General features: G+C 70.8%; 22 protein-coding genes. 5 read left to right on the top strand and 17 right to left on the bottom strand.

Features of this window, described 5'->3' with window-relative positions:
* Nucleotides 1–13: 13 nt before the first annotated feature.
* Nucleotides 14–1108 carry a magnesium/cobalt transporter CorA gene (corA, locus tag ACLQ3K_RS19730; protein ID WP_374201368.1) on the top strand — a complete coding sequence of 365 codons (1095 nt, stop codon included), beginning with the start codon at nt 14–16 and terminating at the stop codon, nt 1106–1108.
* A gap of 77 nt (nt 1109–1185) precedes the next feature.
* Here corA and ACLQ3K_RS19725 read toward each other — a convergent pair whose 3' ends face one another.
* The 10 genes from ACLQ3K_RS19725 to ACLQ3K_RS19680 all read right to left on the bottom strand — a co-directional run bounded on the left by ACLQ3K_RS19725 (nt 1186) and on the right by ACLQ3K_RS19680 (nt 10442).
* Nucleotides 1186–1782 (bottom strand): suppressor of fused domain protein, encoded by a 597-nt coding sequence (locus ACLQ3K_RS19725; RefSeq protein ID WP_426001198.1) that lies wholly within the window; start codon nt 1780–1782, stop codon nt 1186–1188.
* A gap of 26 nt (nt 1783–1808) precedes the next feature.
* Nucleotides 1809–2675 carry a chromosome partitioning protein ParB gene (locus ACLQ3K_RS19720; protein ID WP_224651316.1) on the bottom strand — a complete coding sequence of 289 codons (867 nt, stop codon included), beginning with the start codon at nt 2673–2675 and terminating at the stop codon, nt 1809–1811.
* Nucleotides 2665–3339 (bottom strand): metallophosphoesterase family protein, encoded by a 675-nt coding sequence (locus ACLQ3K_RS19715; protein WP_224651317.1) that lies wholly within the window; start codon nt 3337–3339, stop codon nt 2665–2667. The genes ACLQ3K_RS19720 and ACLQ3K_RS19715 overlap by 11 nt, the downstream gene beginning before the upstream one ends.
* Before the next feature lie 7 nt (nt 3340–3346).
* Entirely contained in the window at nt 3347–4528 is a 1182-nt protein-coding gene (locus tag ACLQ3K_RS19710) for an ABC transporter ATP-binding protein (RefSeq protein ID WP_426001196.1), read from the bottom strand.
* A 28-nt stretch (nt 4529–4556) separates the two neighbouring features.
* Nucleotides 4557–5390, bottom strand: coding sequence for a carbohydrate ABC transporter permease (locus tag ACLQ3K_RS19705; protein WP_224651319.1), 834 nt, complete (start codon nt 5388–5390; stop codon nt 4557–4559).
* 9 nt (nt 5391–5399) lie between these two features.
* Nucleotides 5400–6335, bottom strand: coding sequence for a carbohydrate ABC transporter permease (locus tag ACLQ3K_RS19700; protein WP_426001194.1), 936 nt, complete (start codon nt 6333–6335; stop codon nt 5400–5402).
* Nucleotides 6332–7783 (bottom strand): extracellular solute-binding protein, encoded by a 1452-nt coding sequence (locus ACLQ3K_RS19695; RefSeq protein ID WP_426001193.1) that lies wholly within the window; start codon nt 7781–7783, stop codon nt 6332–6334. The genes ACLQ3K_RS19700 and ACLQ3K_RS19695 overlap by 4 nt, the downstream gene beginning before the upstream one ends.
* Nucleotides 7784–7866: 83 nt before the next feature.
* Nucleotides 7867–8604, bottom strand: a complete 738-nt coding sequence (locus ACLQ3K_RS19690; RefSeq protein WP_426001192.1) for a TetR/AcrR family transcriptional regulator — start codon at nt 8602–8604, stop codon at nt 7867–7869.
* Nucleotides 8605–8678: 74 nt separating this feature from the next.
* Entirely contained in the window at nt 8679–9680 is a 1002-nt protein-coding gene (locus ACLQ3K_RS19685; RefSeq protein ID WP_336671894.1) for a diiron oxygenase, read from the bottom strand.
* A 240-nt stretch (nt 9681–9920) separates the two neighbouring features.
* The gene (locus ACLQ3K_RS19680; RefSeq protein WP_224651328.1) at nt 9921–10442 is read right to left on the bottom strand and encodes a general stress protein; all 522 of its coding nucleotides are present in this window, start codon (nt 10440–10442) and stop codon (nt 9921–9923) included.
* A 51-nt stretch (nt 10443–10493) separates the two neighbouring features.
* Here ACLQ3K_RS19680 and ACLQ3K_RS19675 point away from each other — a divergent pair, with 51 nt between their 5' ends.
* From ACLQ3K_RS19675 to ACLQ3K_RS19665, 3 genes are read left to right on the top strand one after another with little or no spacing between them, the layout of a single operon-like run.
* The gene (locus tag ACLQ3K_RS19675; protein ID WP_426001191.1) at nt 10494–11783 is read left to right on the top strand and encodes a magnesium transporter MgtE N-terminal domain-containing protein; all 1290 of its coding nucleotides are present in this window, start codon (nt 10494–10496) and stop codon (nt 11781–11783) included.
* The gene (locus ACLQ3K_RS19670) at nt 11780–12307 is read left to right on the top strand and encodes a DUF1003 domain-containing protein (RefSeq protein WP_224651347.1); all 528 of its coding nucleotides are present in this window, start codon (nt 11780–11782) and stop codon (nt 12305–12307) included. The genes ACLQ3K_RS19675 and ACLQ3K_RS19670 overlap by 4 nt, the downstream gene beginning before the upstream one ends.
* Nucleotides 12294–13046 (top strand): hypothetical protein, encoded by a 753-nt coding sequence (locus ACLQ3K_RS19665; RefSeq protein WP_426001190.1) that lies wholly within the window; start codon nt 12294–12296, stop codon nt 13044–13046. The genes ACLQ3K_RS19670 and ACLQ3K_RS19665 overlap by 14 nt, the downstream gene beginning before the upstream one ends.
* A gap of 3 nt (nt 13047–13049) precedes the next feature.
* Here ACLQ3K_RS19665 and ahcY read toward each other — a convergent pair whose 3' ends face one another.
* The 5 genes from ahcY to ACLQ3K_RS19640 form a co-directional block, all read right to left on the bottom strand.
* Nucleotides 13050–14516 (bottom strand): adenosylhomocysteinase, encoded by a 1467-nt coding sequence (gene ahcY / locus ACLQ3K_RS19660; protein ID WP_426001188.1) that lies wholly within the window; start codon nt 14514–14516, stop codon nt 13050–13052.
* A gap of 132 nt (nt 14517–14648) precedes the next feature.
* On the bottom strand, nt 14649–15785 hold the full coding sequence (locus ACLQ3K_RS19655; RefSeq protein ID WP_224651356.1) for an SMI1/KNR4 family protein: 1137 nt from the start codon (nt 15783–15785) through the stop codon (nt 14649–14651).
* A 138-nt stretch (nt 15786–15923) separates the two neighbouring features.
* Nucleotides 15924–17420 carry an amino acid permease gene (locus ACLQ3K_RS19650; RefSeq protein WP_426001187.1) on the bottom strand — a complete coding sequence of 499 codons (1497 nt, stop codon included), beginning with the start codon at nt 17418–17420 and terminating at the stop codon, nt 15924–15926.
* An 89-nt stretch (nt 17421–17509) separates the two neighbouring features.
* On the bottom strand, nt 17510–19204 hold the full coding sequence (locus ACLQ3K_RS19645; RefSeq protein WP_426001185.1) for an ABC transporter ATP-binding protein: 1695 nt from the start codon (nt 19202–19204) through the stop codon (nt 17510–17512).
* A 13-nt stretch (nt 19205–19217) separates the two neighbouring features.
* Entirely contained in the window at nt 19218–19346 is a 129-nt protein-coding gene (locus tag ACLQ3K_RS19640; protein WP_255603085.1) for a hypothetical protein, read from the bottom strand.
* Between the two features lie 192 nt (nt 19347–19538).
* On the opposite strand from ACLQ3K_RS19640, the gene ACLQ3K_RS19635 reads away from it, so the two are divergent.
* Nucleotides 19539–19742, top strand: a complete 204-nt coding sequence (locus ACLQ3K_RS19635; protein ID WP_224646044.1) for a hypothetical protein — start codon at nt 19539–19541, stop codon at nt 19740–19742.
* A 12-nt stretch (nt 19743–19754) separates the two neighbouring features.
* Here the strand turns inward: ACLQ3K_RS19635 and manA are convergent, their stop codons facing one another.
* Together manA and ACLQ3K_RS19625 are read right to left on the bottom strand one after the other, a co-directional pair.
* Nucleotides 19755–20996 carry a mannose-6-phosphate isomerase, class I gene (gene manA, locus ACLQ3K_RS19630; RefSeq protein WP_224646129.1) on the bottom strand — a complete coding sequence of 414 codons (1242 nt, stop codon included), beginning with the start codon at nt 20994–20996 and terminating at the stop codon, nt 19755–19757.
* On the bottom strand, nt 20996–22102 hold the full coding sequence (locus ACLQ3K_RS19625) for a tobH protein (protein WP_426001184.1): 1107 nt from the start codon (nt 22100–22102) through the stop codon (nt 20996–20998). Before ACLQ3K_RS19625 ends, manA begins: the two co-directional genes overlap by 1 nt.
* Nucleotides 22103–22162 lie beyond the last annotated feature (60 nt).

Raw genomic sequence — 22162 nt, 5'->3', positions numbered from 1 at the left:
GCCCGGGTCTACTATCTCGTCCATGCCCTCCATCCCGTCCATGCCCCGGCCCGGCGCCGGGCGCCGCGAGGTCCGCGAGGCCGACGTCCCGCGCGTCCCCGTGCCCGTGGCCCGCGCCGTCGTCGACTGCGGCGTCTACGTCGACGGGGTGCGCCTCCCCGGCCGGTTCGGCTACGTCGAGGCGATCGAGGAGGTCCGGCGCCGCGGCGAGGGCTACGTGTGGGTGGGCCTGCTCGACCCGGATCAGCACCAGATGGACGAGGTGGCCCGCGTCTTCGGCCTGCACCCGCTGACCGTCGAGGACACGCTGGTCACGCACACCCGGCCCAAGGTCGACCGGTTCGACGACACCCTCTTCCTCATCCTCAAGACCGTGAACTACGTGGGCCACGACCGCACGGACCCGATGGCGCGCATCGTCGAGACGGGCGAGGTGATGGTGCTCCTCGGCCCCGACCACGTGATCACCGTCCGGCACGGCGACCACGGCAGCCTCCGCCGGGTGCGCCGCAACCTCGAGGCCAACCCGGCGCTGCTGAAACTGGGGCCGTCGGCGGTGATGCACGCCGTCGCCGACCACGTGGTGGACACCTACGTCGCCGTCTCCGACCTGCTCGAGGACGACATCGACCGGGTCGAGGAGGACGTCTTCCGCGCCGGCGCCCGGACCCAGGTCGACGAGATCTACCAGCTCAAGCGCGACATCGTGGAGCTGCGCCGCGGCATCCACCCGCTCTCCCACGCGCTGAAGCGCCTGACCTGCGACTTCAGCGACATCATCCCGCACGAGATCCAGCGCTACTTCTCCGACGTGCTCGACCATCAGGCGATGGTCGCCGACCACGTGGAGACCTACAACGACGTGCTGAGCTCGCTCATCGACGCGGCCGTCGCGAAGATCGGGATGCAGCAGAACGAGGACATGCGCAAGATGTCCGCGATCATCGGCCTGGTCGCAGTGCCCACGATGATCGCCGGCGTCTACGGCATGAACTTCGACAACATGCCCGAGCTGCACTGGCAGTACGGCTACTTCATCGTGCTCGCGATCATGCTCGTCGCCTGTCTCGGCCTGTTCGCCGTCTTCCGGAAGATCAAGTGGCTGTAGCGGCTCACGATGTCGAGTCCTGCGGCCACACGAGTGTTCTCACGCACGCGGAGGCCCGCAGGAGTCGAATTCGTGAACTAGACCGCGCGGGCGGCGGGGCGGCCGGGATCGGCGGGGTCGATGCCCGCCTCCGCCCACGCCTCGCGCAGCGCCGCAGCGCCCTTGAGCCGCACCCAGGCCGCCTCGTTCGCGGTGATGGGGTCGGCGCGCAGGAACCGCACCGGCTCCCCGTCCTCGCGGGCGAGATCGGGCACCGCCGACTCCCCCATCAGGACCGCCGTGAACGGCGCGCCCGCCCAGAGCGGCGCGCTCAGGTCGACGAGGGCATCGGGCGCGAGCACCAGGCCGTCGACCGCCGGCGTGGCGGCGAGGATCGCCAGCGACCGGTGCACCCCGTCGAGTGCGGCGCCGGGACCGTCGTCCGCGGGACGCAGCTCCAGGATGACCTCGGCGCGCGGCCCGTCCTCGACGGTGAGCAGCGCGTTCGGGTCCGTCATCGCGTGCCGCGAGCAGCCGACGCTGGCGAAGGCGACGAGCGGATCGCCCACCCACCGCTGGATCGTCATCGGCTCGAGCCCGAGGAAGGTGACCGACGCCGAGGCGGGCGGCGCGAAGCCGCGGCCCGCGTAGTGCTCGGCGAGGTGCGCCCGGACGGCGTCGACGACGGAAGTCACGAGAATCGATCCTACGGACCGGGCCGTCAGAAGAACTTGCCCGGTTGCCAGGGCGGGTTCTGCGCGGACACCTCGGAGATGATCTCCGGCGTCCAGACGTGCTTGCGCACCAGGCGGTACCGCTCGCAGGCGACGAAGAGGTAGACCTCGGCGTCGGTCGAGGACTCCATGATGCCCGCGGCGCGGGCCATCTCGATCACCGGCGCGAACTCCTCCTCGTACCAGCGGCCGGCGACGACCGCCCGCGAGAGGTACTCCCCCGCCTCCTGGATCAGCCGGAAACCCCAGGCCTCCACCGATTCCGCGAGCACCGAGTAGTCCCAGGCGTTGGTGAACCGGATCCGCTCCCGCGCCGCGCCCTCGAGCGGCACCCGCTCGAGGAACAGCCGACGGTGGTCCTTGAGCAGCAGGTCGGAGCGGACCGCGATGCCGCCCGAGCCGATCCGCGTGACGACCTCGGTGACGTCGGCGTCGATGGTGGTGAAGCCGCGCGCGAAGGCGATCGATACGCGGTGGTGCCCGTCGACCACGAAGTACATGTCGCCGACCTTCTTCAGCTCGACGGGCGGCATCGCCTCGCCGCGCCGCTGCGCCGCCGCCAGCCGCTGCCAGCGGGCACGCAGCGCGGGCGAGCGGGGCCGGAAGTAGCGGTCGAAGTCGCGGGTGCGGTCGACGCTGCCGACGATCTGCGCGACGGGCACCACCTGGAGCCCCAGCGGCCGCTCGGTGACATAGCCCAGGGCCGACACGACCTCGTCGTACGGCAGCACCTCGTTGACGTCTCCCGGCTGGCCGCGGACCCACGACGCGAGGCGGGCGATGTTCGCGCGCCGCCGCGACCGCTCGAAGTCGGTCCGGGCGTCCTCGTCCGGGAAGCCGGTGTCACGCGCCACGTCGCCGCTCCCTCACGCGGTAGGCCCCGGGGCTCCCGGGGGTGATCTCGAAATAGGTGTACCCGACGGTGTTCAGCACCGGCACGCCGTCGATCTCGCGGTCCGGCCCGGGCCGCCCGAACGGGTGGATGTGCCCGTGCACGAAGACCTGCGGCCGGAGCCGCGCGACCAGCCGACCGAGCGCCGCCAGACCGCGATGCGGGCCGTCCTCCCCGTCCCCCACGCCCTCCGCGGGCGAGTGCGCGAGCACCACGTCGACGGTCCGCCGCCGGGCCGCGAGCCGCACCCGCCACGCCCGGCGCGCCGCCTGCGACTGCGTCCACTGGTTCGGGCCGCCCCGGTACCGGACGGACCCACCGAGGCCCGCCACCGTCAGGCCGCCGACGGTGACCACCCGCCCGTCCGCGTTGACCCCGCCGCGCGGGCCGGGAGGCTCGCAGGGCAGTCCCCCGCGCAGGTAGCCGCCGCGGGTGCGGCGGTACCCGGTGTGGTCCGGGTCGTGGTTGCCCGGCACGAAGACGCAGGGCACGCCGTACCGGTCGATGAGCGACTCCAGGTATGCGCCGGGCAGATCGCCCGCCCCGAGGATGAGGTCGGGGCGCAGCGTCGACGAGGCCAGGGCCAGGCCCGGCACCTCCTCGTCGCTGACGGCGAGCACCCGCACGACGGACCTACAGGGCCAGGTTGCGCCCGGTCGCGGCGTCGAAGACGGCGATCTTGGTGGGGTCGTAGTACAGATCCACCTCGGCGCCGCGGGCGGCCGTCGAGTCGGCGGACAGCCGCGCGACGATCTCGTCGACGCCGGCGGGCGGCGGCAGCTGCTGCCCCGCGTTCAGGTCGCCGAGGACGTCGGTGCGGGCGTCGTCGGGCGCGACCGCGAAGTGCACGAACTTGTCCGAGCCCATCGACTCGAGCACGTCGACCCGCGCGCGGAAGGTGAGGCCGCCGACGCGCTGGTTGGGGTCGAGCAGGCGGGCGTCCTCGAAGTGCTCGGGGCGGATGCCGACCACCACATCACCGGTCTTGTTGCCGGCGGCGGCTGCCTTCTCGGCCAGCTGTGGCGCATCGAGCAGCAGGATCTCGCCGAGCGCCGTGTCGATGCCCACGGAGGTGAGGCGGCCGGGCACGAAGTTCATGGCGGGCGAGCCGATGAAGCCGGCGACGAACAGGTTGTTCGGGCGGTCGTAGAGCTCCTGCGGGGCGCCGATCTGCTGCACGTCGCCGCTCTTGAGCACGACGACGCGGTCGCCGAGGGTCATCGCCTCGGTCTGGTCGTGCGTCACGTACACCATGGTGGTGCCGAGGCGCTTCTGCAGGCGGCTGACCTCGGTGCGCATCTGCACGCGCAGCTTCGCGTCGAGGTTCGACAGCGGCTCGTCCATGAGGAAGGCCTTGGGGCTGCGGACGATCGCGCGGCCCATCGCGACGCGCTGCCGCTGGCCGCCCGAGAGCTGCGACGGCCGGCGATCGAGGTGCTGCGTGAGATCCAGCGTGCGGGCGGCGTCCTCGACGGCCGCGTTCACCTGGTCCTTCGGCAGCTTCGCGAGCTTGAGCGGGAAGGCGATGTTCTCGCGCACCGTCATGTGCGGGTACAGCGCGTAGGACTGGAAGACCATCGCGATGTCGCGGTCCTTCGGTGCCTTCTCGTTGACCCGCTCGCCGCCGATGCGCAGCTCGCCCTCGGAGATGTCCTCGAGGCCGGCGATCATGTTGAGCGTGGTGGACTTGCCGCAGCCCGACGGGCCCACCAGGATCACGAACTCGCCGTCGGCGATCTGCAGGTTGATGTCGCTGACGGCGGTGGAGCCGTCGGGGTAGGTCTTCTTGACGTGGTCCAGGACGATGTCGGCCATGTGATTGCTCCTCGAATACTTTCCGGCGTCAGCCCTTGACCGCGCCGGAGGTGAGTCCGGCGACGATCCGTCGTTGGAAGATCAGGACGAAGATGATGATGGGGATGGTCACGATCACGGCGGCCGCCGAGATGGAACCGGTGGGGGTCTCGAACTGCGAGCTGCCGGTGAAGTTGACGATCGCGACGGGGGCCGTGGTCGACGACTCGGTCGCGGTCAGGGTCAGCGCGAACAGCAGATCGTTCCAGCAGAAGATGAACACCAGGATGGCCGCGGTCACCACGCCCGGCGCGGCGAGCGGCGCGATCACGCGGCGGAATGCCTGCGCCGGCGTGGCGCCGTCCATCTTGGCGGCCTTCTCCAGCTCCCACGGGATCTCCCGGAAGAAGGCCGAGAGCGTGTACACCGTGAGCGGCAGCGCGAACGTGATGTACGGCAGGATCAGACCGGGCCAGGTGTCGAACAGCCCGACCTTGCGCTCGATGTTGAACAGCGGCGTGATGAGCGAGATCTGCGGGAACATCGCGATGAGCAGCGCCGCGCCCACGAACAGCTTCTTGCCCGGGAAGTCCAGGCGCGCCACCGCGTACGCGGCGAACATGCCGATCGTCACGGCGATCGCGGTGGAGATCAGCGCGATACCGATCGAGTTGATCAGCGGGCGGACGAAGCCGTTGCCCTCGAAGATCGCGGTGTAGTTGTCGAACGTCGCCGTCTTCGGGATGAAGCGGCCGTCGCCGACGTCCGTGGTCGGCTTCAGCGAGAGCGAGACGATCCACAGGACCGGGATCAGCGCGTAGCAGACCACCAGCAGGTCGAGCACGCTCCAACCGAGCTTCTTACCGACGGAACCCTGAGCCATGTTGTACCCCTACCGTCGATCGCCGGAGTCGGAGCCCGGCACCGATGCGCCGAACGCCTTGACGAAGATGAACGCGATGATCGCGACGCAGATGAAGATCAGCACCGAGATCGCCGACCCGACACCGAGGTTGAACGCCTTGAACAGGTTGTCGTACCCCAGGATCGAGACGGATCCGGTGCCGTTGCTGCCCTTCGTCAGAATGTAGATGTTGTCGAAGATGCGGAAGGCGTCCAGCGTGCGGAACAGCAGCGCAACCAGGATGGCCGGCTTCATCAGCGGGATCGTGATCTTCAGCAGGCGGGTCCACGGTCCGGCACCGTCGAGGGCGGCGGCCTTGAGCAGGTCGTCCGGCACCAGGGCCAGGCCCGAGAGCAGGAGCAGCGCCATGAACGGGGTGGTCTTCCAGACCTCGGCCAGGATGATGATCGCCACGGACGGCCACTGCTCGGTGAGCGGCGCGCTGCCGTCGGGCAGCAGGTTCGCGAGGTAGCCGGTCTCCGGCGTCCAGGCGTAGTACCAGGAGAACGCGGCGACGACGGTGACGATGCCGTACGGGATCAGCACGACGGTGCGCACGACGCCGCGACCGACGAGGGTGCGGTGCATGACCAGCGCGATCGCGAGGCCCAGCACGAACTCGATGACCACCGAGATCACGGTGATCAGCGACGTCATGCCGAGCGCCTCCCACCAGTAGCCGTCCTGCAGCACCGTGGCGTAGTTGCCGAGGCCGATGAACTCGTCCTGGCCCGGGTACGCCAGCGAGGACTTGTGCAGGCTGAGCCAGAAGGCGTAGATGATCGGGTACGCGGTGACGAGGAACATCACCAGCGCCGCGGGCGCGATCAGCAGCAGGCCCAGCTTGCGCTCGGCGCGGCGCCCGTCGCTCTCGGGGGTCGCGGCCTCGATCCGCTCGGGGGCGGGCTTGGTCGGAGTGGTCACGGGACCAGCCCCTTTCCGTCCATCGCCTTCTGCGCGGCGGCGGTCAATTCATCGGCGAGGGTCTCCGGGTCCCAGGAGCCGGCGGGCGCCAGCTTGGCCTGGAGCAGCGTCGACATGGCCTGGTACTGCGGCGTGATCGGTCGCACCGCGGCGGTGTTCTCCTGCAGCTGGTCGCGGATCAGGGAGGCCATCGGGTAGGCCTTGCGGAACTCGGGGTCGTCGTAGAGCTTCGCGAGGATCGGCGGGGTGCCGCCCTTGACCGCGTACTTGCGCTCGGCGGCCTCGTTGGTGAGGCACGCGAGCGCCTCGAAGGCCTGCTTCTCGTACCGCGTGGTCTTGGCGACGCCGAAGTTGATGCCGCCGACGGTGGTCTTGGCGGGCTTGCCCGGGATGACCGACGGGTATGGCGCGAACTCGAACTTCTGCCGCGTCAGGTTGTTGATCTCGTTGAGCTGCGCCGAGGCGGGCGACGGCGGGTCCGTCGCGTCCTTCGGCGGGTTCAGCAGGTCCTTGTACTTCTCGAGCTCCGTGAGGAAGGGCACCTTGCCCGCGGCGCCGTTCTCCTTGATGCCCGCGAAGACGAAGGGCCAGTTGACCTCGAACAGGCCCTTGCCGGTCTCCATGTTCAGGCGCGAGGAGCCCTCGTCGAGCTGGGTGAACGACGGGTCGCGGCCCGGCGCGGTCGCGACGGCCTTGATGATCGACAGCGCCTTGACGGTGGCGGCGCGGTGCTCCGGGGTGTCGGTGAGGGTGACGGTCTTGCCGTCGTCGGCGACCATCCGGCCGCCCGCGCTCTCGAGCAGCGTGTTGAACCACACGACGATGCCCTCGTACTGCGCGGCCTGCGCCTCGATCTGCGTGGGGCCGCCGATCTCACCGGACTTGCCGGCGTACTGCACGACCTGGTCCCAGGTGAGCTTGAGCGGGCCCGGTCCGATCTTGCGGCCGAGCACCTTCTCCAGCGAGTCCTTGCGGTACCAGAGCAGCTGCGTGTTGGTCCACGCCGGCGCGGCGTACTGCGTGTCCTTCCACATCGCGGTCTTCAGCGGGCCGGCGAGCACGGTCTTCTTCGCGGCCTGCGCGAGATCGTCCGGGAAGGGCAGGATCCAGCCGGCCTCGGCGAACTCCGCGGTCCAGTTCACGTCGAGGCCGACGATGTCCATGGTCCGGTCGTTGCCGGTGGCGCGGCGCGCGAGCTGCAGCCGCTGGTCGTCGGCCTGCTTGGGCAGCGCGTGGCCGACCACGCGGTACCCGGAGGTCGAGCAGTCCTCCGCGACCTCCTTGACGGTGGTCGCGCCGTCCGCCGGGGCGTAGACGTTCAGGGTGATGCCGCCGTCCTCGGTGCCGCACCCCGCGAGCAGGGTCACGGCCATCGTCGCCGTGAGGCCCACCGCCGCGGCGCGCGTGCGCCTCCGGGTGCCGAGCCGCGTTCTCCGTCGTGTCGTCACGCCGCCTCCTATGCCGCCCTCGACCGGGTGGCGTCCGCTCGAAAGCTATCCGACGCGGCCGGTGAGGTGAACCACATTCGGCATTATCGTGCCAGACCGGATGCCAGGCCGTTCATCACCTGGCTGAACTCGGCGTCGGGGTCCACGTCCAGCCCCAGCGTGCGGGCGGCACCGTCGAGCACGAACCACGTGATGTCCGTGAGCGATTCGACCACCTCCGCGCGCGTACGGCCGCGGACGGCGGCCTCGCCCCGCACCCAGCTGGTGAGCGTGCCCTCGACCATGGTGAACACCACGAAGGGAACACCGGCGAACGCGGCGGGATCCAAGCCGGTGAGGGCGGCGAGGCCGTCGATCGTCTGCTCCGCCCGGGCGACCACGCGGTGCCGGAGCTCGCCGATCGCGTCGGGCGCCACGGGCACGCCGTCGGGGCCCTCCGCGTCGGTGGGGCCGGCGCGCAGCAGGTCGACGAGGCGCGGATTGTCCTGCATCCAGGTGGCGGCGCTGGCGATCGAGCGGCGCAGGATCTCCCGCAAGGATCCGGCGGAGACGTCGAGGTCGGCCTCGAGCTCGGCGGCGAACTGGTCGACGACGAAGCCACGGAGCCCGCGGGCCAGATCGTCCTTGCTCTTGAACTGCCGGTACACCACGGACTTCACGAGGCCCGCGCGCTCGGCGATGCGCCGCACCGGTATCGGGGCGCCGGGCTCCGACTCCTCGACGAGCTCGGCGGCCGCGCGCAGAATGAGGTCGCGGCGCTGCGAATTGTGGGCGCGCCAGCGCAACTCGTACCCGCTCTCGGGCTCGTGCGCCGTCGCCATACCGGGCGATGTTACGCCCGCCCGGCGGCGTCCCGGGCCCACCGGGGCAGACCGGTGGGCCGCCCCGGTGGACCTCAGGCGGCGAGCTGCGCGGGCCGCGTGGGCTCGCCGCGGTAGCGCGCCTTGTGACCGTCGATCTTGAGCAGCTTCCACATGAGCCTGCCGACGGGCGTCATGAGCCCCAAGTCGTCGGCGAGGGCGCGCATCTCGGCGAAGTAGTCGTTGAGGAGCGCGCGGGCCGTCGGGCCGCGCCAGAAGGCCTCGCGCTTGACCTCGCGCGGGATCTCGAACGTCTCGAAGAACTCCTTCGGCGGGGTGAAGATCTCCCCCACCAGCCAGCGCATCGCGAGCGGGAAGGCCAGCGCGCAGATCCGCTTCTGCCGCTTGGTCATGTCCCGCAGGTGGGCGTGCAGAAACTCGTGCGCGAAGGAGATGTGCCGCGCCTCCTCGGCGACGTGGATCTCCATGGTGCGCAGGACGAGCGGCGGCACCTGGCCGCCGTGCCGCATGATCGCCTTCTGGTAGTGGTCGATCGGCTCCTCGCCGCCCAGGATGCCCATGAAGAGGATCACGTGGGCGTAGCCGCCGAGCACGCCGATCATGGGTGAGGCCCGCCGGAACCACTTCCGCATGCCGGGGACGTCCACGTCGACGCGGTTGACCAGCTCCTGGAACATCTGGATGTGGTTGCACTCCTCCGTCATCTCGTGGAGGGAGTACCGGAACTCCGGCGACTGGTTCGGGAGCTTCATGATGTACTGCATCATTCCGCGGATCAGGATGGATTCGAAGGCCGCGCCCACCTTGATGGTGTTGGCCATCCGCCACTTCCCGATCTCGATGCGGCGCTCCAGCGGCAGGTCGCGGTACCACTGCGTCGCGCCCAGCGAGTCGAGGGTCGGCGGCAGCACCCAGCGGGGGTCGTTCGGATCGAGCTGCAGCTCCGGCGCGTCCCAGTCGATGTCGAGGAACGGGTCGAACCGGCGGTGCACCGATCCCTCCGACAAGTCCTCCAGCACGTCGCGGTAGCCCTGCTCCAGCTCGCGCCGGCTCACACGCCCCAGGATGTCCGCCATGAGAGTCCTCCTTGTGATCGCTATCACTTCGGAATTTAGCAGGACTTCGTGACCCGGTAAACAGTTCGCGGAGATTCGCGCCGTCGTCGCAGGTCAACAAGGTTCGACGGTGCACCGCCGCGCAGCCCCGACGCCCGGCAAAGCCGGATTCGCCGGCTGCAACGCAGAACCGCTCGCCCCGCACAGGTGCGGGGCGAGCGGTCATGGCTGCAGCGGGCGGCGGATTCGGCCGCGCCAGGGCTACTGGATGTTCAGGCGCGCCAGCATGTCGCGGGCACGCTCGGCGACCTGCGGGTCGCACAACACGTCGTACCGGCCGGCGACGAGCTGCATCGTCGACGAGAAGTCGCGGGTGCCGCGCGAGGCCCAGTAGGGCACCGACGCGCTGATCAGGCCGAAGACGATGCCGCCGATGATGCCGGCGATCACCGTCGACACGAGTGCGTCGCCGCCGCCCACGAACAGGCCCACGAGCAGGCCGAGGAACAGGCCCAGCCACGCGCCGGAGGCGGCGCCGGCGCTGAGTACGCGGCCCCAGGTCAGGCGGCCGGTGATCCGCTCGACCTGCATCAGGTCGACGCCCACGATGGTCACGTTCTGGACCGGGAACTCCTCGTCCGAGAGGTAGTCGACGGCGCGCTGCGCCTCGGCGTAGGTGCTGTACGAGCCGATCGGCCAGCCCTTCGGCGGCGTCGGCAGGCCCCGTCCGGCGGGCCCTCCCGGCTGGTTCGGCGACCCGGGTCCGGGTATCGGTTGCGACATTCGGCGCCCTCCCTCACATGTGATGCGTAGATCGAAACTACCCTGAAGTACATGTCGGCTGTCTCCAGAGTATTCGTCGCGCGACTGTCCGGCTTGCCCGTCGTCGGCCCGGACGGCGAATCCGTCGGCCGCGTCCGCGATGCGGTGATCGGCCTGCGCGCCGACCGCAAGGCTCCGCGTGTCCTCGGACTCGCCGTGGAGCTCGCCAACCGCCGCCGCATCTTCGTGCCGATGCTGCGCGTGACCAGCATCGAACCCGCCGCCGTCACTCTCAACACCGGCTCCGTCAGCCTGCGCCGCCTGCACATCCGCCCCGGCGAGGCCCTGGCACTCGGCCAGCTCCTGGGCACCAAGGTCCGCATCGAGGAGCCGGGGGAGCCGTACGACGGTGCCGACGCCACCGTGGTCGACGTCGGGATCGAGCAGACCCGCACCCGCGACTGGGTGGTGCACCGCCTGGCCGTGAAGATCCGCGCGACGGGCTGGAACCGGCGCGGCGGCGTCCAGGTGGTGGACCTCCCCCACGTCTCCGGCTTCACCACGACCGCGCTCACCGGCGCCGACCACGACATCGCGGAAGCCCTGACCGTGTTCGAGGACATGCGCGCGACCGACGTCGCGCAGGCCCTGCGCGAGCTGCCGACGCAGCGCCGGCTGTCCATCGCCGCCGCCTTCGACGACGAACGGCTCGCCGACGTCCTCCAGGAGCTCGGCGACGACGACCAGGCCGAGGTGATCGCCCACCTGTCCAAGGCGCGCGCCGCCGACGTGCTCGAGGCCATGGACCCCGACGACGCCGCCGACCTCCTGGGCGAGCTGCCCGACACCCAGCGCGAGGAACTGCTCGCGGTGATGGACCCCGAGGACTCGGGCACCGTCCGCCGCCTGCTCACCTTCTCCCCCTACACCGCGGGCGGCATGATGACGCCGGAGCCGATCGTGGTCACCCCGTCGACCACGGTGGCCGAGGCCCTGGCCCGGGTCCGCAACCCCGACATCACCCCGGCGCTGGCCAGCATGGTCTTCGTGGTGCGCCCGCCCACCGCGACGCCGACGGGGCGCTACCTGGGCGCGGTGCACCTGCAGCAGCTGCTGCGCGAGCCCCCGGCCGACCTGGTGGGCGGAATCGTCGACACCGACCTGCCGCGCCTCGGGCCGGACGATCCCCTGGGCGCGGTGACCCGGTACTTCGCGGCGTACAACCTGGTCACCGGGCCCGTCGTCGACACGGAGAACCACCTGTTGGGCGCGGTCTCGGTCGACGACCTGCTCGATCACCTGCTGCCGGAGGATTGGCGCGACGAGGATCTGGACGAGGGCACTGAGGAGGTCACCGGATGAAGGAACGCTCCCGCCTCGACACTCCGCGGCTGGGCCGCAGCTTCCACCTGAACCTCGGCGACGACATGATCGGCCAGGGCGCCGAGCGCGTCGCCCGCTTCCTGGGTACCGGCCGCTACCTCGCGATCCAGACCGTGATCGTGATCATCTGGATCCTGCTCAACGTCCTGTGGTTCACGTTCCACTTCGACCCGTACCCGTTCATCCTGCTCAACCTGGCCTTCTCCACGCAGGCCGCGTACGCCGCGCCGCTCATCCTGCTCGCGCAGAACCGGCAGGAGAGCCGCGACCGCGTCTCGCTCGACGAGGACCGGACGCGCGCCGCGCAGACCAAGGCCGACACCGAGTTCCTGGCCCGCGAGCTGGCCTCGGTGCGCCTGGCCGTCGGCGAGGCGGCGAGCCGCGACTACATGCGCCGCGAGCTCGACGAGGTGCACGAGAAGCTGGACGCGCTCACCGCGCTGCTGCAGTCGATGCAGCACGCGCGCAACGTCGACGAGGAGCGCGCGGATGCGCCCGACTGACCCGCGCGAGCTGCTGCATCCCGTCCTCACGCCGGAGACCTACCAGCGGCTGGGGATCGCGCCGCCGCGTCCGCCGCAGCTGTACGGCACGGGCGGGCCCGTCTCCTCGGCCGGTACGCCCTACCTGACGGGGCGCGCGGTGACGGGGACCCCGGCACCGTCGGGGCAGGCCTCGCCCGCACCGTCGGGCAGTGCGACTGCCGGCCCGGGCACCGCCGGGCCGCCGTACGTGCCGGGCTCGCCGCCCTACGTCCCGGGCGCGCCCGCGGGCCCGCCGCCGGCGAAGGACCGGTCCCTGGCGATCGTGCTGGGCGCGACCGTGCTGATCATCGCGATCATCCTCGGCACCACCTGGTACATCCTGTCCAACCGCGGCGGCGCCGACGACGAGCAGCAGATCCGGAACGTCATCGCCGCCGAGACCAAGACCCTCAACGACCGGGACCTGGCGGCGCTGATCGGCGTCCGCTGCGCCGCGGACGTGGCGATGCTGCAGACGCAGTTCACCTCGCAGACCTTCGCCGCCGAGATCGACACGCTGCTCGGGCCGGACGGGCGCTGGGAGGTCGTCGTCGGGGAGGTCCGGGTCGACGGTGACGCGGGCAAGGCGGAGGCCGAGGTCACGTCGACCCCGGTGGGCTCGTCGACGGTCGTCTCCCGGTCCCTCACAGACACGACCACCCTCCGGAAGGAATCCGGAGGGTGGAAGGTGTGTATCAGTTCGTCGCGCGTGCGCTAGCGCTCAGTAGCGGTAGTGCTCGGGCTTGTACGGGCCCTCGACGTCGACGCCGATGTACTCGGCCTGCTCCTTGGTGAGCTTGGTGAGGGTGCCGCCCAGGGCCTCGACGTGGATCTTCGCGACCTTCTCGTCGAGGTGCTTGGGGAGGCGGTAGACCTCGTTGTCGTACTCGTCGGGCTTGGTCCACAGCTCGATCTGCGCGATCACCTGGTTGCTGAAGCTGTTGGACATGACGAACGACGGGTGGCCGGTCGCGTTGCCCAGGTTCAGCAGTCGGCCCTCGGAGAGCACGACGATCGACTTGCCGGAATCGCCGAACGTCCACTGGTCGACCTGCGGCTTGATGTTCAGGCGCACGGCGCCCGACTTCTCGAGGCCGGCCATGTCGATCTCGTTGTCGAAGTGGCCGATGTTGCCGAGGATCGCGTGATCCTTCATCGCCTTCATGTGCTCGAGCAGGATGATGTCCTTGTTGCCCGTCGAGGTGATGACGATGTCGGCGTCGCCGATCGCGTCCTCGACGGTGACCACGTCGAAGCCGTCCATGAGCGCCTGCAGGGCGTTGATGGGATCGATCTCGGTGACCTGGACGCGCGCGCCCTGGCCCGCGAGCGACTCGGCGCAGCCCTTGCCCACGTCGCCGTAGCCGGTGATGAGGACCTTCTTGCCACCGATCAGCACGTCGGTGCCGCGGTTGATGCCGTCGATCAGCGAGTGGCGGGTGCCGTACTTGTTGTCGAACTTGCTCTTGGTGACCGAGTCGTTGACGTTGATCGCCGGGAAGGCCAGCTCGCCGGCGGCGGCGAACTGGTACAGGCGCAGCACGCCGGTGGTGGTCTCCTCGGTGACGCCCTTGACCGACTCGGCGATCTTCGACCACTTGGTGGCGTCCTTGGCCAGCGACTCGCGCAGCAGGGCCAGGAAGACCTGGTACTCGTGGCTGTCGGCGTCCTCGTCGGTGGGCGGGACGACGCCCGCGGCCTCGAACTGCGCGCCGCGCAGCACGAGCATGGTGGCGTCGCCGCCGTCGTCGAGGATCATGTTGGCGGGCTCGTTCGGCCAGGTGAGCATCTGCTCGGCGGCCCACCAGTACTCCTCGAGGGTCTCGCCCTTCCAGGCGAAGACCGGCACGCCCTGCGGCGCCTCGACGGTGCCGTGCGGGCCCACGACGACGGCCGCGGCGGCCTCGTCCTGGGTGGAGAAGATGTTGCAGGAGGCCCAGCGCACCTCGGCGCCGAGGTCCACGAGGGTCTCGATGAGCACCGCGGTCTGCACCGTCATGTGCAGCGAGCCCGAGATCCGCGCGCCGTTGAGCGGCTTGACGTCGGCGTACTCGCGACGCAGCGCCATCAGGCCCGGCATCTCGTGCTCGGCGAGGCTCAGCTGCTTGCGGCCCGCCTCCGCGAGGGAGAGGTCGGCGACCTTGAAGTCGATTCCGTTCGCCGTATCGGCGGTCAGCGTAGAAGTCACGCGCTACAGGCTATCGCTCCTGGTGCCGGACGTCGCCGTCGCCCTTCTTGCGATCGCGAAATCGGCCGATTCCCGAGTGGGAACGGATATGCCCGGCGCCACGCCGTTATCCGCCGATTCCCCGAGCGACGACTACCTGAACGTCCGCCGCCATGATTCGATCTGCTGACACAGCCCGTCGATCTGCGACAACAGGTGTTCGCGCACTGTGCCGTACGACCGCTTGTAGCCGCGCGCGACGTCCTCCACGTACGTGAGCACGTCGAGGACACTGCCATCGTCGGTGTCGATCCCCCACACCGCGATGACTTGCGTCGCGAACGGCGTCACCGAAACGGTGTCGGCGGCGTCTGCCGCCGGACCGGGCTTCTGCCACGTGGAGACACCGCATCTCGCGAAGTCCGCTGCCTGCCAGTCGTTGTGCCGGTCGCGCGCCGCCAGCGTCTCGGCCCATGCGTCACCGGCGATGATCTCCGCGCAGCTCAGGATGCGGGGGTTGCCCGGCCATCCGTCGGCGACCTCCAGGAGCTCGCGGTGCTCCCGGTGCAACGGGCGGCCCAGGTGCCCTTCGAGCGTGGCGATGTCCGACGGTGCCGCGCCGGGGTTCGGCGATCCGGGGGCGGGGTCACTACAGAGCTCGGCGAACTCGACGCGGAGGGCAGCAAGCCTTTCGACGATCTGCTGCATCGTCGGCGGGTCGAGCCGGAGGTCCCTTCCCCAGTACTTACCGTGCGGCCCGAGCTCCTCCCCGTCGAGCATCGTCGTCAGGTCCGCCAGCTCCTCGACGAGGTACTGCTCGAAGGACTCGTAGAAGTGGTCGCCGTGGGGCGTCATCATGAGCTGCCCGGCCCGGTAGCCCTGACTGTCACGGTGCAGCAGAAAAGTCTCCCAGTAGGTTCCCTCACTGTCGGCGATCCGAATCCAGTCGACGTCGGTCGACCAGTTCACGAGGACGTCGCCCTCGGCCAGCCGGATTCCCAATCCCTCCGTTTCGCTGATCGTGCCATGGCCGATCTCCGCGCACGAGAGCAGGCTGACGTCGCTGTTCCACTCGCTCCACCCGTCCGCGACGGCGAGGAACTCGCGGTACTGCGCGGGGATACGGTGCCCCAGGCGCGCCTCAGCAGCAAGCAATTGCTCCTCGGTTGCTCCGGGATTCGGCTGCGACATCTCGTACAGGTCGGGGTGGATCCGGATCAGACGCTCCCGCTGCTCCAGGAAGGCGTCGATCAGCTCCCGCCAGCGTGCTACCCCCACGTCGGTGTTCACGATTCTGAATATAACCCAGGTCTGTCCGCGGTGGACAGAATCCGAGAGCGGCGTCCAGCGCCCACTCCCCCAGCGAAACGCAGAACCGCGGCGGGAGCAGGTGCTCCGGCCGCGGTTCCGTGTGTGGGGACGCTGCGATCAGTCGGCCAGCGACTCGATGACCTCGCCGCGCTCGCGCTTGCCGAGGATGGAGTGGTTCTTCGAGTACACGAAGTAGACGACCACGCCGAGCGCCATCCAGATCAGGAACCGGACCCAGGTCTCAAGGGTCAGGTTGAACATCAGCCAGCCGCAGGCGAGGACCGAGAGGATCGGGACCAGCGGGACCAGCGGGGCGGTGAAGCCGCGCTTGAGGTCCGGACGCTGCTTGCGCAGCACGACGACGCCGATGGACACCAGGACGAAGGCGAAGAGGGTGCCGATGTTGATCAGCATGGTCAGTTCCTTGAGCGGGAAGATCCCGGCCAGGAACGCGACGACGACACCGACGCCGATCGAGATCCGCACCGGCACGCCGCGGTCGGAGGTCTTGGCCAGCTGACGCGGCAGCAGGCCGTCGCGGGCCATGGCGAAGAGCACGCGGTTCTGACCCATGAGCAGCACCATGACCACCGTGGTCAGACCCGCGAGCGCGCCGATCGAGATGATCGTCGCGGCCCAGTCCACGCCGTTGAGCGAGAAGGCGTAGGCCAGGTTCTTCTCGCCGCCGTCGCCGGCGCTGGTGGCGAGGTCCTTGTAGCTCGCCATGCCCGTGACGACCACGGTGACCGCGATGTACAGGACGGTGACGATCGCGAGCGAGCCCAGGATGCCGCGCGGCACGTCGCGCTGCGGCTTCACGGTCTCCTCGGCGGAGGTCGCCACGATGTCGAAGCCGATGAACGCGAAGAACACGATGCCCGCGCCTGCGAGCACGCCGAACCAGCCGTACGACGAGCCGCTGCCGAAGATCGCCTGGAACAGCGTGGAGTCCAGGGTGACGCCGGACTTCTCGCCGGGTACGGACTCGGGGACGAACGGCGAGTAGTTCGAGCCCTTGATGTAGAAGGCGCCGACCACGATGACCAGCAGCACCACGGCGACCTTGATCGCGGTGATGACGGCGGACACGCGCGAGGAGACCTTCGCACCGAAGGTGAGCAGCACCGTCAGGATGCCGACGATGAGCATCGCACCCCAGTCGATCGTGTGCCCTGCGATCTCGACCGCCGCCGGCCCGGTGCCGAAGACCGTGCCGAGGTAGCTCGACCAGCCGCTCGCGACCGCCGCGGCGGCGATGGAGAACTCCAGCACCAGGTCCCAGCCGATGATCCACGCGACGAACTCGCCGAAAGTGGCGTAGGAGAACGTGTACGCCGAACCCGCCACGGGCACCGTCGACGCGAACTCGGCGTAGCAGAGCGCGGCGAGGCCGCACGCGATCGCGGCGATGATGAACGACACCGACACCGCCGGGCCCGAGTAGTCACCTGCCGTCGAGGCGCCGATGGTGAAGATGCCGGCACCGACGACCACGGCGACACCGAAGATCGTGAGGTCCCATGCGGTCAGCTGCTTCTTGAGCCGGGTGCCGACCACCTCGGTGTCGGCGATCGATTGTTCCACCGATTTGGTGCGCAGCAGTGGGTTGGCCATGCGTGCTCCTGTGTCGTCTCGGGTGTGTTGAGTCGTCTCGGGTGTGTGACGACTCATCAAACACCACTGCGGCACCGCAGCGGGGCATTTCAGGCGTCTGCACCCACCTCCGCCGACACCCGACCGTCCACGACCCGGTACCGCCGGTCCGCGGCGGCGCGGAGCAGCGGATCGTGCGTGATCACGATGACGGTGCGGCGCACCGCGATCGACCGCAGCACGCCGGCCAGGCGCTCGGTGTTCGCGCGGTCCAGCCCGGTGCTCGGCTCGTCGAGGATCAGCACCGGGGTGAGCCGCCCGAAGCCGCGCGCGAGCGCGATCCGCTGCCGCTGCCCGCCCGAGAGTTCCTCCCCGCCCAGGGAGGTCGGCGTCGCGTAGCCGGCGGGCAGCCGGCGCACGAACTCGTCGGCGCCCGCGAGCTCGCCCGCGACACACGGATCGGCCCCGCTGCCGTAGGCGATGTTCGACGCCAGGGTCCCGCTCCGGATGACGGCGCGCTGCGGCACGAGGGTCACGAGCTCGCGCAGGTCCGTTCCGTCCAGGCCGGCCCGCTCCCCCAGTTCGACGGTGCCCTCGGCCGCCGTCAGTCCCGCGAGCACGTGCGCGAGCGTCGACTTGCCCGAGCCGGACGGGCCCGTCACGGCGGTGAGGACGCCGGGCTCGGCCGTGAACTCGGGGCACTCGAGCACGAAGTCGCCGCGCCGCGCGCGGAGCCCGGTCACCCGCACCGGCACGCCGGTCGGCACCAGCCGCGTCCCGTCGGAGCGGGCGTCATCGACAGGCCCGGACAAGGCACCGTCGACCCCGAGACTCCGAACCGGCCGACCGAGCGGCCCCGCCAGCTCGACGAGGCGTTCGGCGCTGATGCGCGCGCCGACGAGGGCGAGCCGGCTCTCGGCGACGTCCTGCACCCGGGGATAGAGGTAGCCGAGGTAGCCGGTGAGCGCGATCAGCGCGCCGTAGGTGAGGTTCCCCGTGCGCACGAGCGCGACGCCCGCGACGGAGACGGCGATCAGCGTGAGCGCCTGCGCCGAGCCGAGCACCCCACCGAAGGCGGCGTGCACCCGCGCCTCGCGCATCCGCGCGCCGAAGAGCGCCGCACCCCGCCGGTGGACCTCGGCCGCCTCCGCGTCCTCCATGCCGTGCAGGCGCGCGAGCTCGACGGTGCCGGTCACCTCCGCGGTCACCGTCCCGAGCGCGGAGTGGGCCGCCCGCTCCCGCGCGGTCGCCCGCTCCTGCGCGCCGCGGAAGGCGCGCGCCAGCCCGGTCAGGACCGGCACCGCGACCAGCGCGATCACCGTGAGCTGCCAGCTCAGCCACCACGCCACCGCGACCAACCCGCCGGTCGTCAGTACCGCGACCACGGCCTGCACCACCGAGACCGACAGCGCGGTCTCGAGCACCACGACGTCCTCGGTCAGCCGGACCACGACGTCGCCGGTGGAGAGGCGGTGCACGTGGTCCATCGGCAGCCGCAGGACGCGGGCGAGCACCTCGTCGCGCAGGGCGAGGACGGTGCCCTCGGCGGCGCGGCAGGTCGCGAGGGTCCCGGCGTAGGTCAACAGCGCACCCAGGAGGGTCGCGCCGATCCACGCGGCGACCCCGCGCGCGGCGCCGGCGAGCGAGGCGGAGCCGAGGACCGCGGTGAGCACGTCGGCCATGACCAGCACCGACGCCACCTCGACCAGGGCCGCCGCGACCAACAGCGCCAGACCACCGACGAGGGATCGTCGGTGGTCTGGCGTGTGGGCCCACAGCAGCCGCAGCATGTCCGTGGACGTCATCGGACTCCTCGGGTCACTGCCAGACCCAGTCCCAGCGGCGGGCCTGCGGGTTCCAGCGACGCACGCGGCGGCGCTGGGGCTGCTGCGGCTTCGGCTGTCCCGGTCGCTGTCCCTGACCGTTGCCCTGTCCCGGTGCTGCCATGTGTTCATCTCCTTGCGTCGTGGCCTCGTCGGCCGTTCTTTCCGTTGCAAGGACCACTCTCGCGGCTCCGCCTGGGCGGACTCTGCCGCGCGGCTGGCAGTCCCATGGGAGCGCCGAAGTTACCGACGAGTGTTACTCGTTGGTAGGCGAAAACTGTTGGCGTACCGGCAAGTAACACTTACCGTCGGGCCTATGACCAAGACTTTCGCGCACACCACCGACCAGACGGTCGCCCAGCTCCTCAACATCGTCGAGGGCGGGGACGACGTGCTGCTCACGCGCGACGGCAAGCCGCTCGCCGTGCTCAGCAAGGCGCAGCCGACGGCCGTCGCCGTGGGTGACATGCAGACCTTCGACATCCCCGAGACGTTCTACGAGAACCTCGGCGGCGTCTGATCCGTCGGTGACCTAGTGCCCGCCCACCAGGGTGCGGAAGAACTCCGCCGCCGGTGAGTGGGCCGTCACCACGACGCCCGGATCGGACGCGGCCATCCACAGGCCGCTGCCCGCCGGCACGTCGATCGCCCGGCCCGCACTGCGCACCGTCACCGTTCCCTCGGTGACCACCAGCAGCTGCGGGCCGCGTGCGTCCAGCTCCACCGACGCGGCGCGCTTGAGCGCGGTCCCGTCCAGCCGCACGCGCGAGACCCGGAACTCCGGCGCGGGCGTCGAGAAAACGACCTCCGGGCCGACCGTCGCCGTGCGGGGCGCCAGGTCCGACGGTGCCCGGGGCGTGAAGTCCAGCACCCGCAGCAGCTCCGGCACGTCGACGTGCTTGGGCGTGAGGCCGCCGCGCAGCACGTTGTCGGAGTTCGCCATCACCTCGACGGCCGCGCCGCTCACGTAGGCGTGCAGGTTGCCCGCCGAGAGGTACAGCGCCTGCCCGGGATCGAGCACGATCCGGTTGAGCAGCAGCGCCGCCAGCACCCCGGCGTCGTCCGGGTAGCGCTCCCCCAGGGTCAGCGCCAACTGCGCCTCGCCCTTGAACTGCTCGGCGCCGCTCTCCAGGTAGCGCACGCAGCCCGCGAGGACCGCGGGCACCAGCACCGCCAGCGCGGGCTGCGGCAGCGTGATCCAGGTGGTGACCAGCGCGCGCAGCCCCTGCGAATCCGGCTGCCCGGCGAGCAGGCCCAGGTAGCTGTCCAGCTCCGGGACCGCCAGCACGCGCAGCAGTTCGACGGTGACCGCCGGGTCGCGGAAGCCGGCGAGCGCCTCGAACCGGCTCAGCGCGATGACGACCTCGGGCTTGTGCGCGGCGTCGCGGTAGTTCCGCTCGGGGGCGTCGAGCGGGATCCCCGCGGCGTTCTCCCGGGCGAAGCCCTCCTCGGCCTGCTCCCGCGAGGGATGGGCCTGCAGCGAGAGCGGCTCGTCGGCCGCGAGCACCTTCACCAGGTAGGGCAGGCGGTCGCCGAACTCGCCGCGGCAGGCGGATCCGAGCTGGCCGTCGAGGTCGGCGCCGATCGCGGACAGCAGATCGCCGTCCGACGCGGTGTCGGCGGCGTCGTACAGCTTGGCCGGGTCCGCGGGGTGCGCGCCGAACCACAGCTCGGCCTCGGGATGGTTGGACGGCACGTGCCGTCCCTGCATCGTCGCCAGGACCGTCCGCGAGCCCCAGGCGTACGGCCGGATGACTCCCTCGATCCGCTGCATCACGCCTCCCCCGTCAGGCGCCGGTAGACCGACGCGAGATCGAACCGTACCGCCAGCGCCAGGAGATCCAGCGCGTCGGCGCGCGGCCCCGTCGTCTCCGGCGCGCGCTCCGCACCCTCGTCGACGGGCAGCGACTCCACGTCGGGCAGGGCGCGCAGCCGCGCCTCCACCAGGGGCGCGCGCTGCTCCGTGGTCAGGATCAGGACCCGCAACGGCGTCTGCGCCGCCGGGCCGTCGAGGAACGGGTCGTGGAACAGCGGATCCACCGCCGCGCCCGTCTCCAGCGCCCCGCCGGACGGCGCGGCGGCCAACTCGGGCGTGGCCAGCTCGACGTCGGCGAGGCCGACCGCCGCGACGACCTGGCCGCCGAGCGTGAGCGCCTGCGACGCCGCGTGTTCGGCGACGGCGAGGCCCGGCGCGGTGTCGGCGGTGAGCGCGACCCGCCGGCCCGTCATCCGGGCGGCGAGGCGTTTCGCGGGATTGGACTCGACGTCGCGGTCCGGCGCGCCGCGCACGGCCTCGTCGTCGAGGGTCTCGGCGAGCGTGTGCAGGAAGCCCTCCCCGGGAGCGACGCTGCGGTCGGTGCCCGCGAGGCGACCGAGGACGGCGAGCAGCGCGGCGGCGACGCCGACGAAGCCGAACCGCTCCGGTACCCGCAAGCGGGGCGAGAGGTCGACGGCGCGGCCCGCGGCCGCCTCGGCGACGGGGCCCTCCATCGGGACTGCGACCACGACGACGGCGCCACGGCGCGCGGCGGTGGCGATGGCCCGGGCGAGCACGAGATCGCCCGCGTCGAACCCGCAGACGACGACCACGTCGAGCGCGCCCACCCAGGGTGGCAGCTCGGTGGAGCGGACGAGCGGGACGTCGAACCGGCCGGCGGTGAGGGCCTCGACGAAACCCGCTGCGGCGGCCGCGGGGCCCGCGCCGCAGACCACGACGACGGCGCGCGGCGTGAGGCCGTCGAGCTGGGCGAGCGCGCCCTCGTCGACGGCGGTGGCGACGGCCCGCGCCTGCGCGCCCGCGAGTGCGGCGGCGCGCAGATGACCGCCCACGTCGGCCGCGATCAGACCCGCCGGATCATCGAGATCGGCAATCTCGGTCACGGCTTCCTCCCGTCCCATCGGCGCCGCGTCCCGTCGGCACCGTTCCGACCGCCGGGGCAC

Origin of the sequence: Tsukamurella sp. DT100, assembly GCF_049844855.1 — a bacterium.
Lineage (GTDB): Bacteria > Actinomycetota > Actinomycetes > Mycobacteriales > Mycobacteriaceae > Tsukamurella.
The sequence above is the reverse complement of the archived record's forward strand: the minus strand, read 5'-3'. Positions and strand labels throughout refer to the sequence as shown.

What these genes read in the sequence shown, in the direction of transcription:
- ACLQ3K_RS19710 (WP_426001196.1), bottom strand. Translation starts at nt 4,528, where the DNA reads ATGGCCGACATCGTCCTGGACCACGTCAAGAAGACCTACCCCGACGGC.
- ACLQ3K_RS19705 (WP_224651319.1), bottom strand. Translation starts at nt 5,390, where the DNA reads ATGGCTCAGGGTTCCGTCGGTAAGAAGCTCGGTTGGAGCGTGCTCGAC.
- ACLQ3K_RS19690 (WP_426001192.1), bottom strand. Translation starts at nt 8,604, where the DNA reads ATGGCGACGGCGCACGAGCCCGAGAGCGGGTACGAGTTGCGCTGGCGC.
- ACLQ3K_RS19685 (WP_336671894.1), bottom strand. Translation starts at nt 9,680, where the DNA reads ATGGCGGACATCCTGGGGCGTGTGAGCCGGCGCGAGCTGGAGCAGGGC.
- ACLQ3K_RS19680 (WP_224651328.1), bottom strand. Translation starts at nt 10,442, where the DNA reads ATGTCGCAACCGATACCCGGACCCGGGTCGCCGAACCAGCCGGGAGGG.
- ACLQ3K_RS19675 (WP_426001191.1), top strand. Translation starts at nt 10,494, where the DNA reads ATGTCGGCTGTCTCCAGAGTATTCGTCGCGCGACTGTCCGGCTTGCCC.
- ACLQ3K_RS19670 (WP_224651347.1), top strand. Translation starts at nt 11,780, where the DNA reads ATGAAGGAACGCTCCCGCCTCGACACTCCGCGGCTGGGCCGCAGCTTC.
- ACLQ3K_RS19665 (WP_426001190.1), top strand. Translation starts at nt 12,294, where the DNA reads ATGCGCCCGACTGACCCGCGCGAGCTGCTGCATCCCGTCCTCACGCCG.
- ACLQ3K_RS19650 (WP_426001187.1), bottom strand. Translation starts at nt 17,420, where the DNA reads ATGGCCAACCCACTGCTGCGCACCAAATCGGTGGAACAATCGATCGCC.
- ACLQ3K_RS19645 (WP_426001185.1), bottom strand. Translation starts at nt 19,204, where the DNA reads ATGACGTCCACGGACATGCTGCGGCTGCTGTGGGCCCACACGCCAGAC.
- ACLQ3K_RS19640 (WP_255603085.1), bottom strand. Translation starts at nt 19,346, where the DNA reads ATGGCAGCACCGGGACAGGGCAACGGTCAGGGACAGCGACCGGGACAG.
- ACLQ3K_RS19635 (WP_224646044.1), top strand. Translation starts at nt 19,539, where the DNA reads ATGACCAAGACTTTCGCGCACACCACCGACCAGACGGTCGCCCAGCTC.
- manA (WP_224646129.1), bottom strand. Translation starts at nt 20,996, where the DNA reads ATGCAGCGGATCGAGGGAGTCATCCGGCCGTACGCCTGGGGCTCGCGG.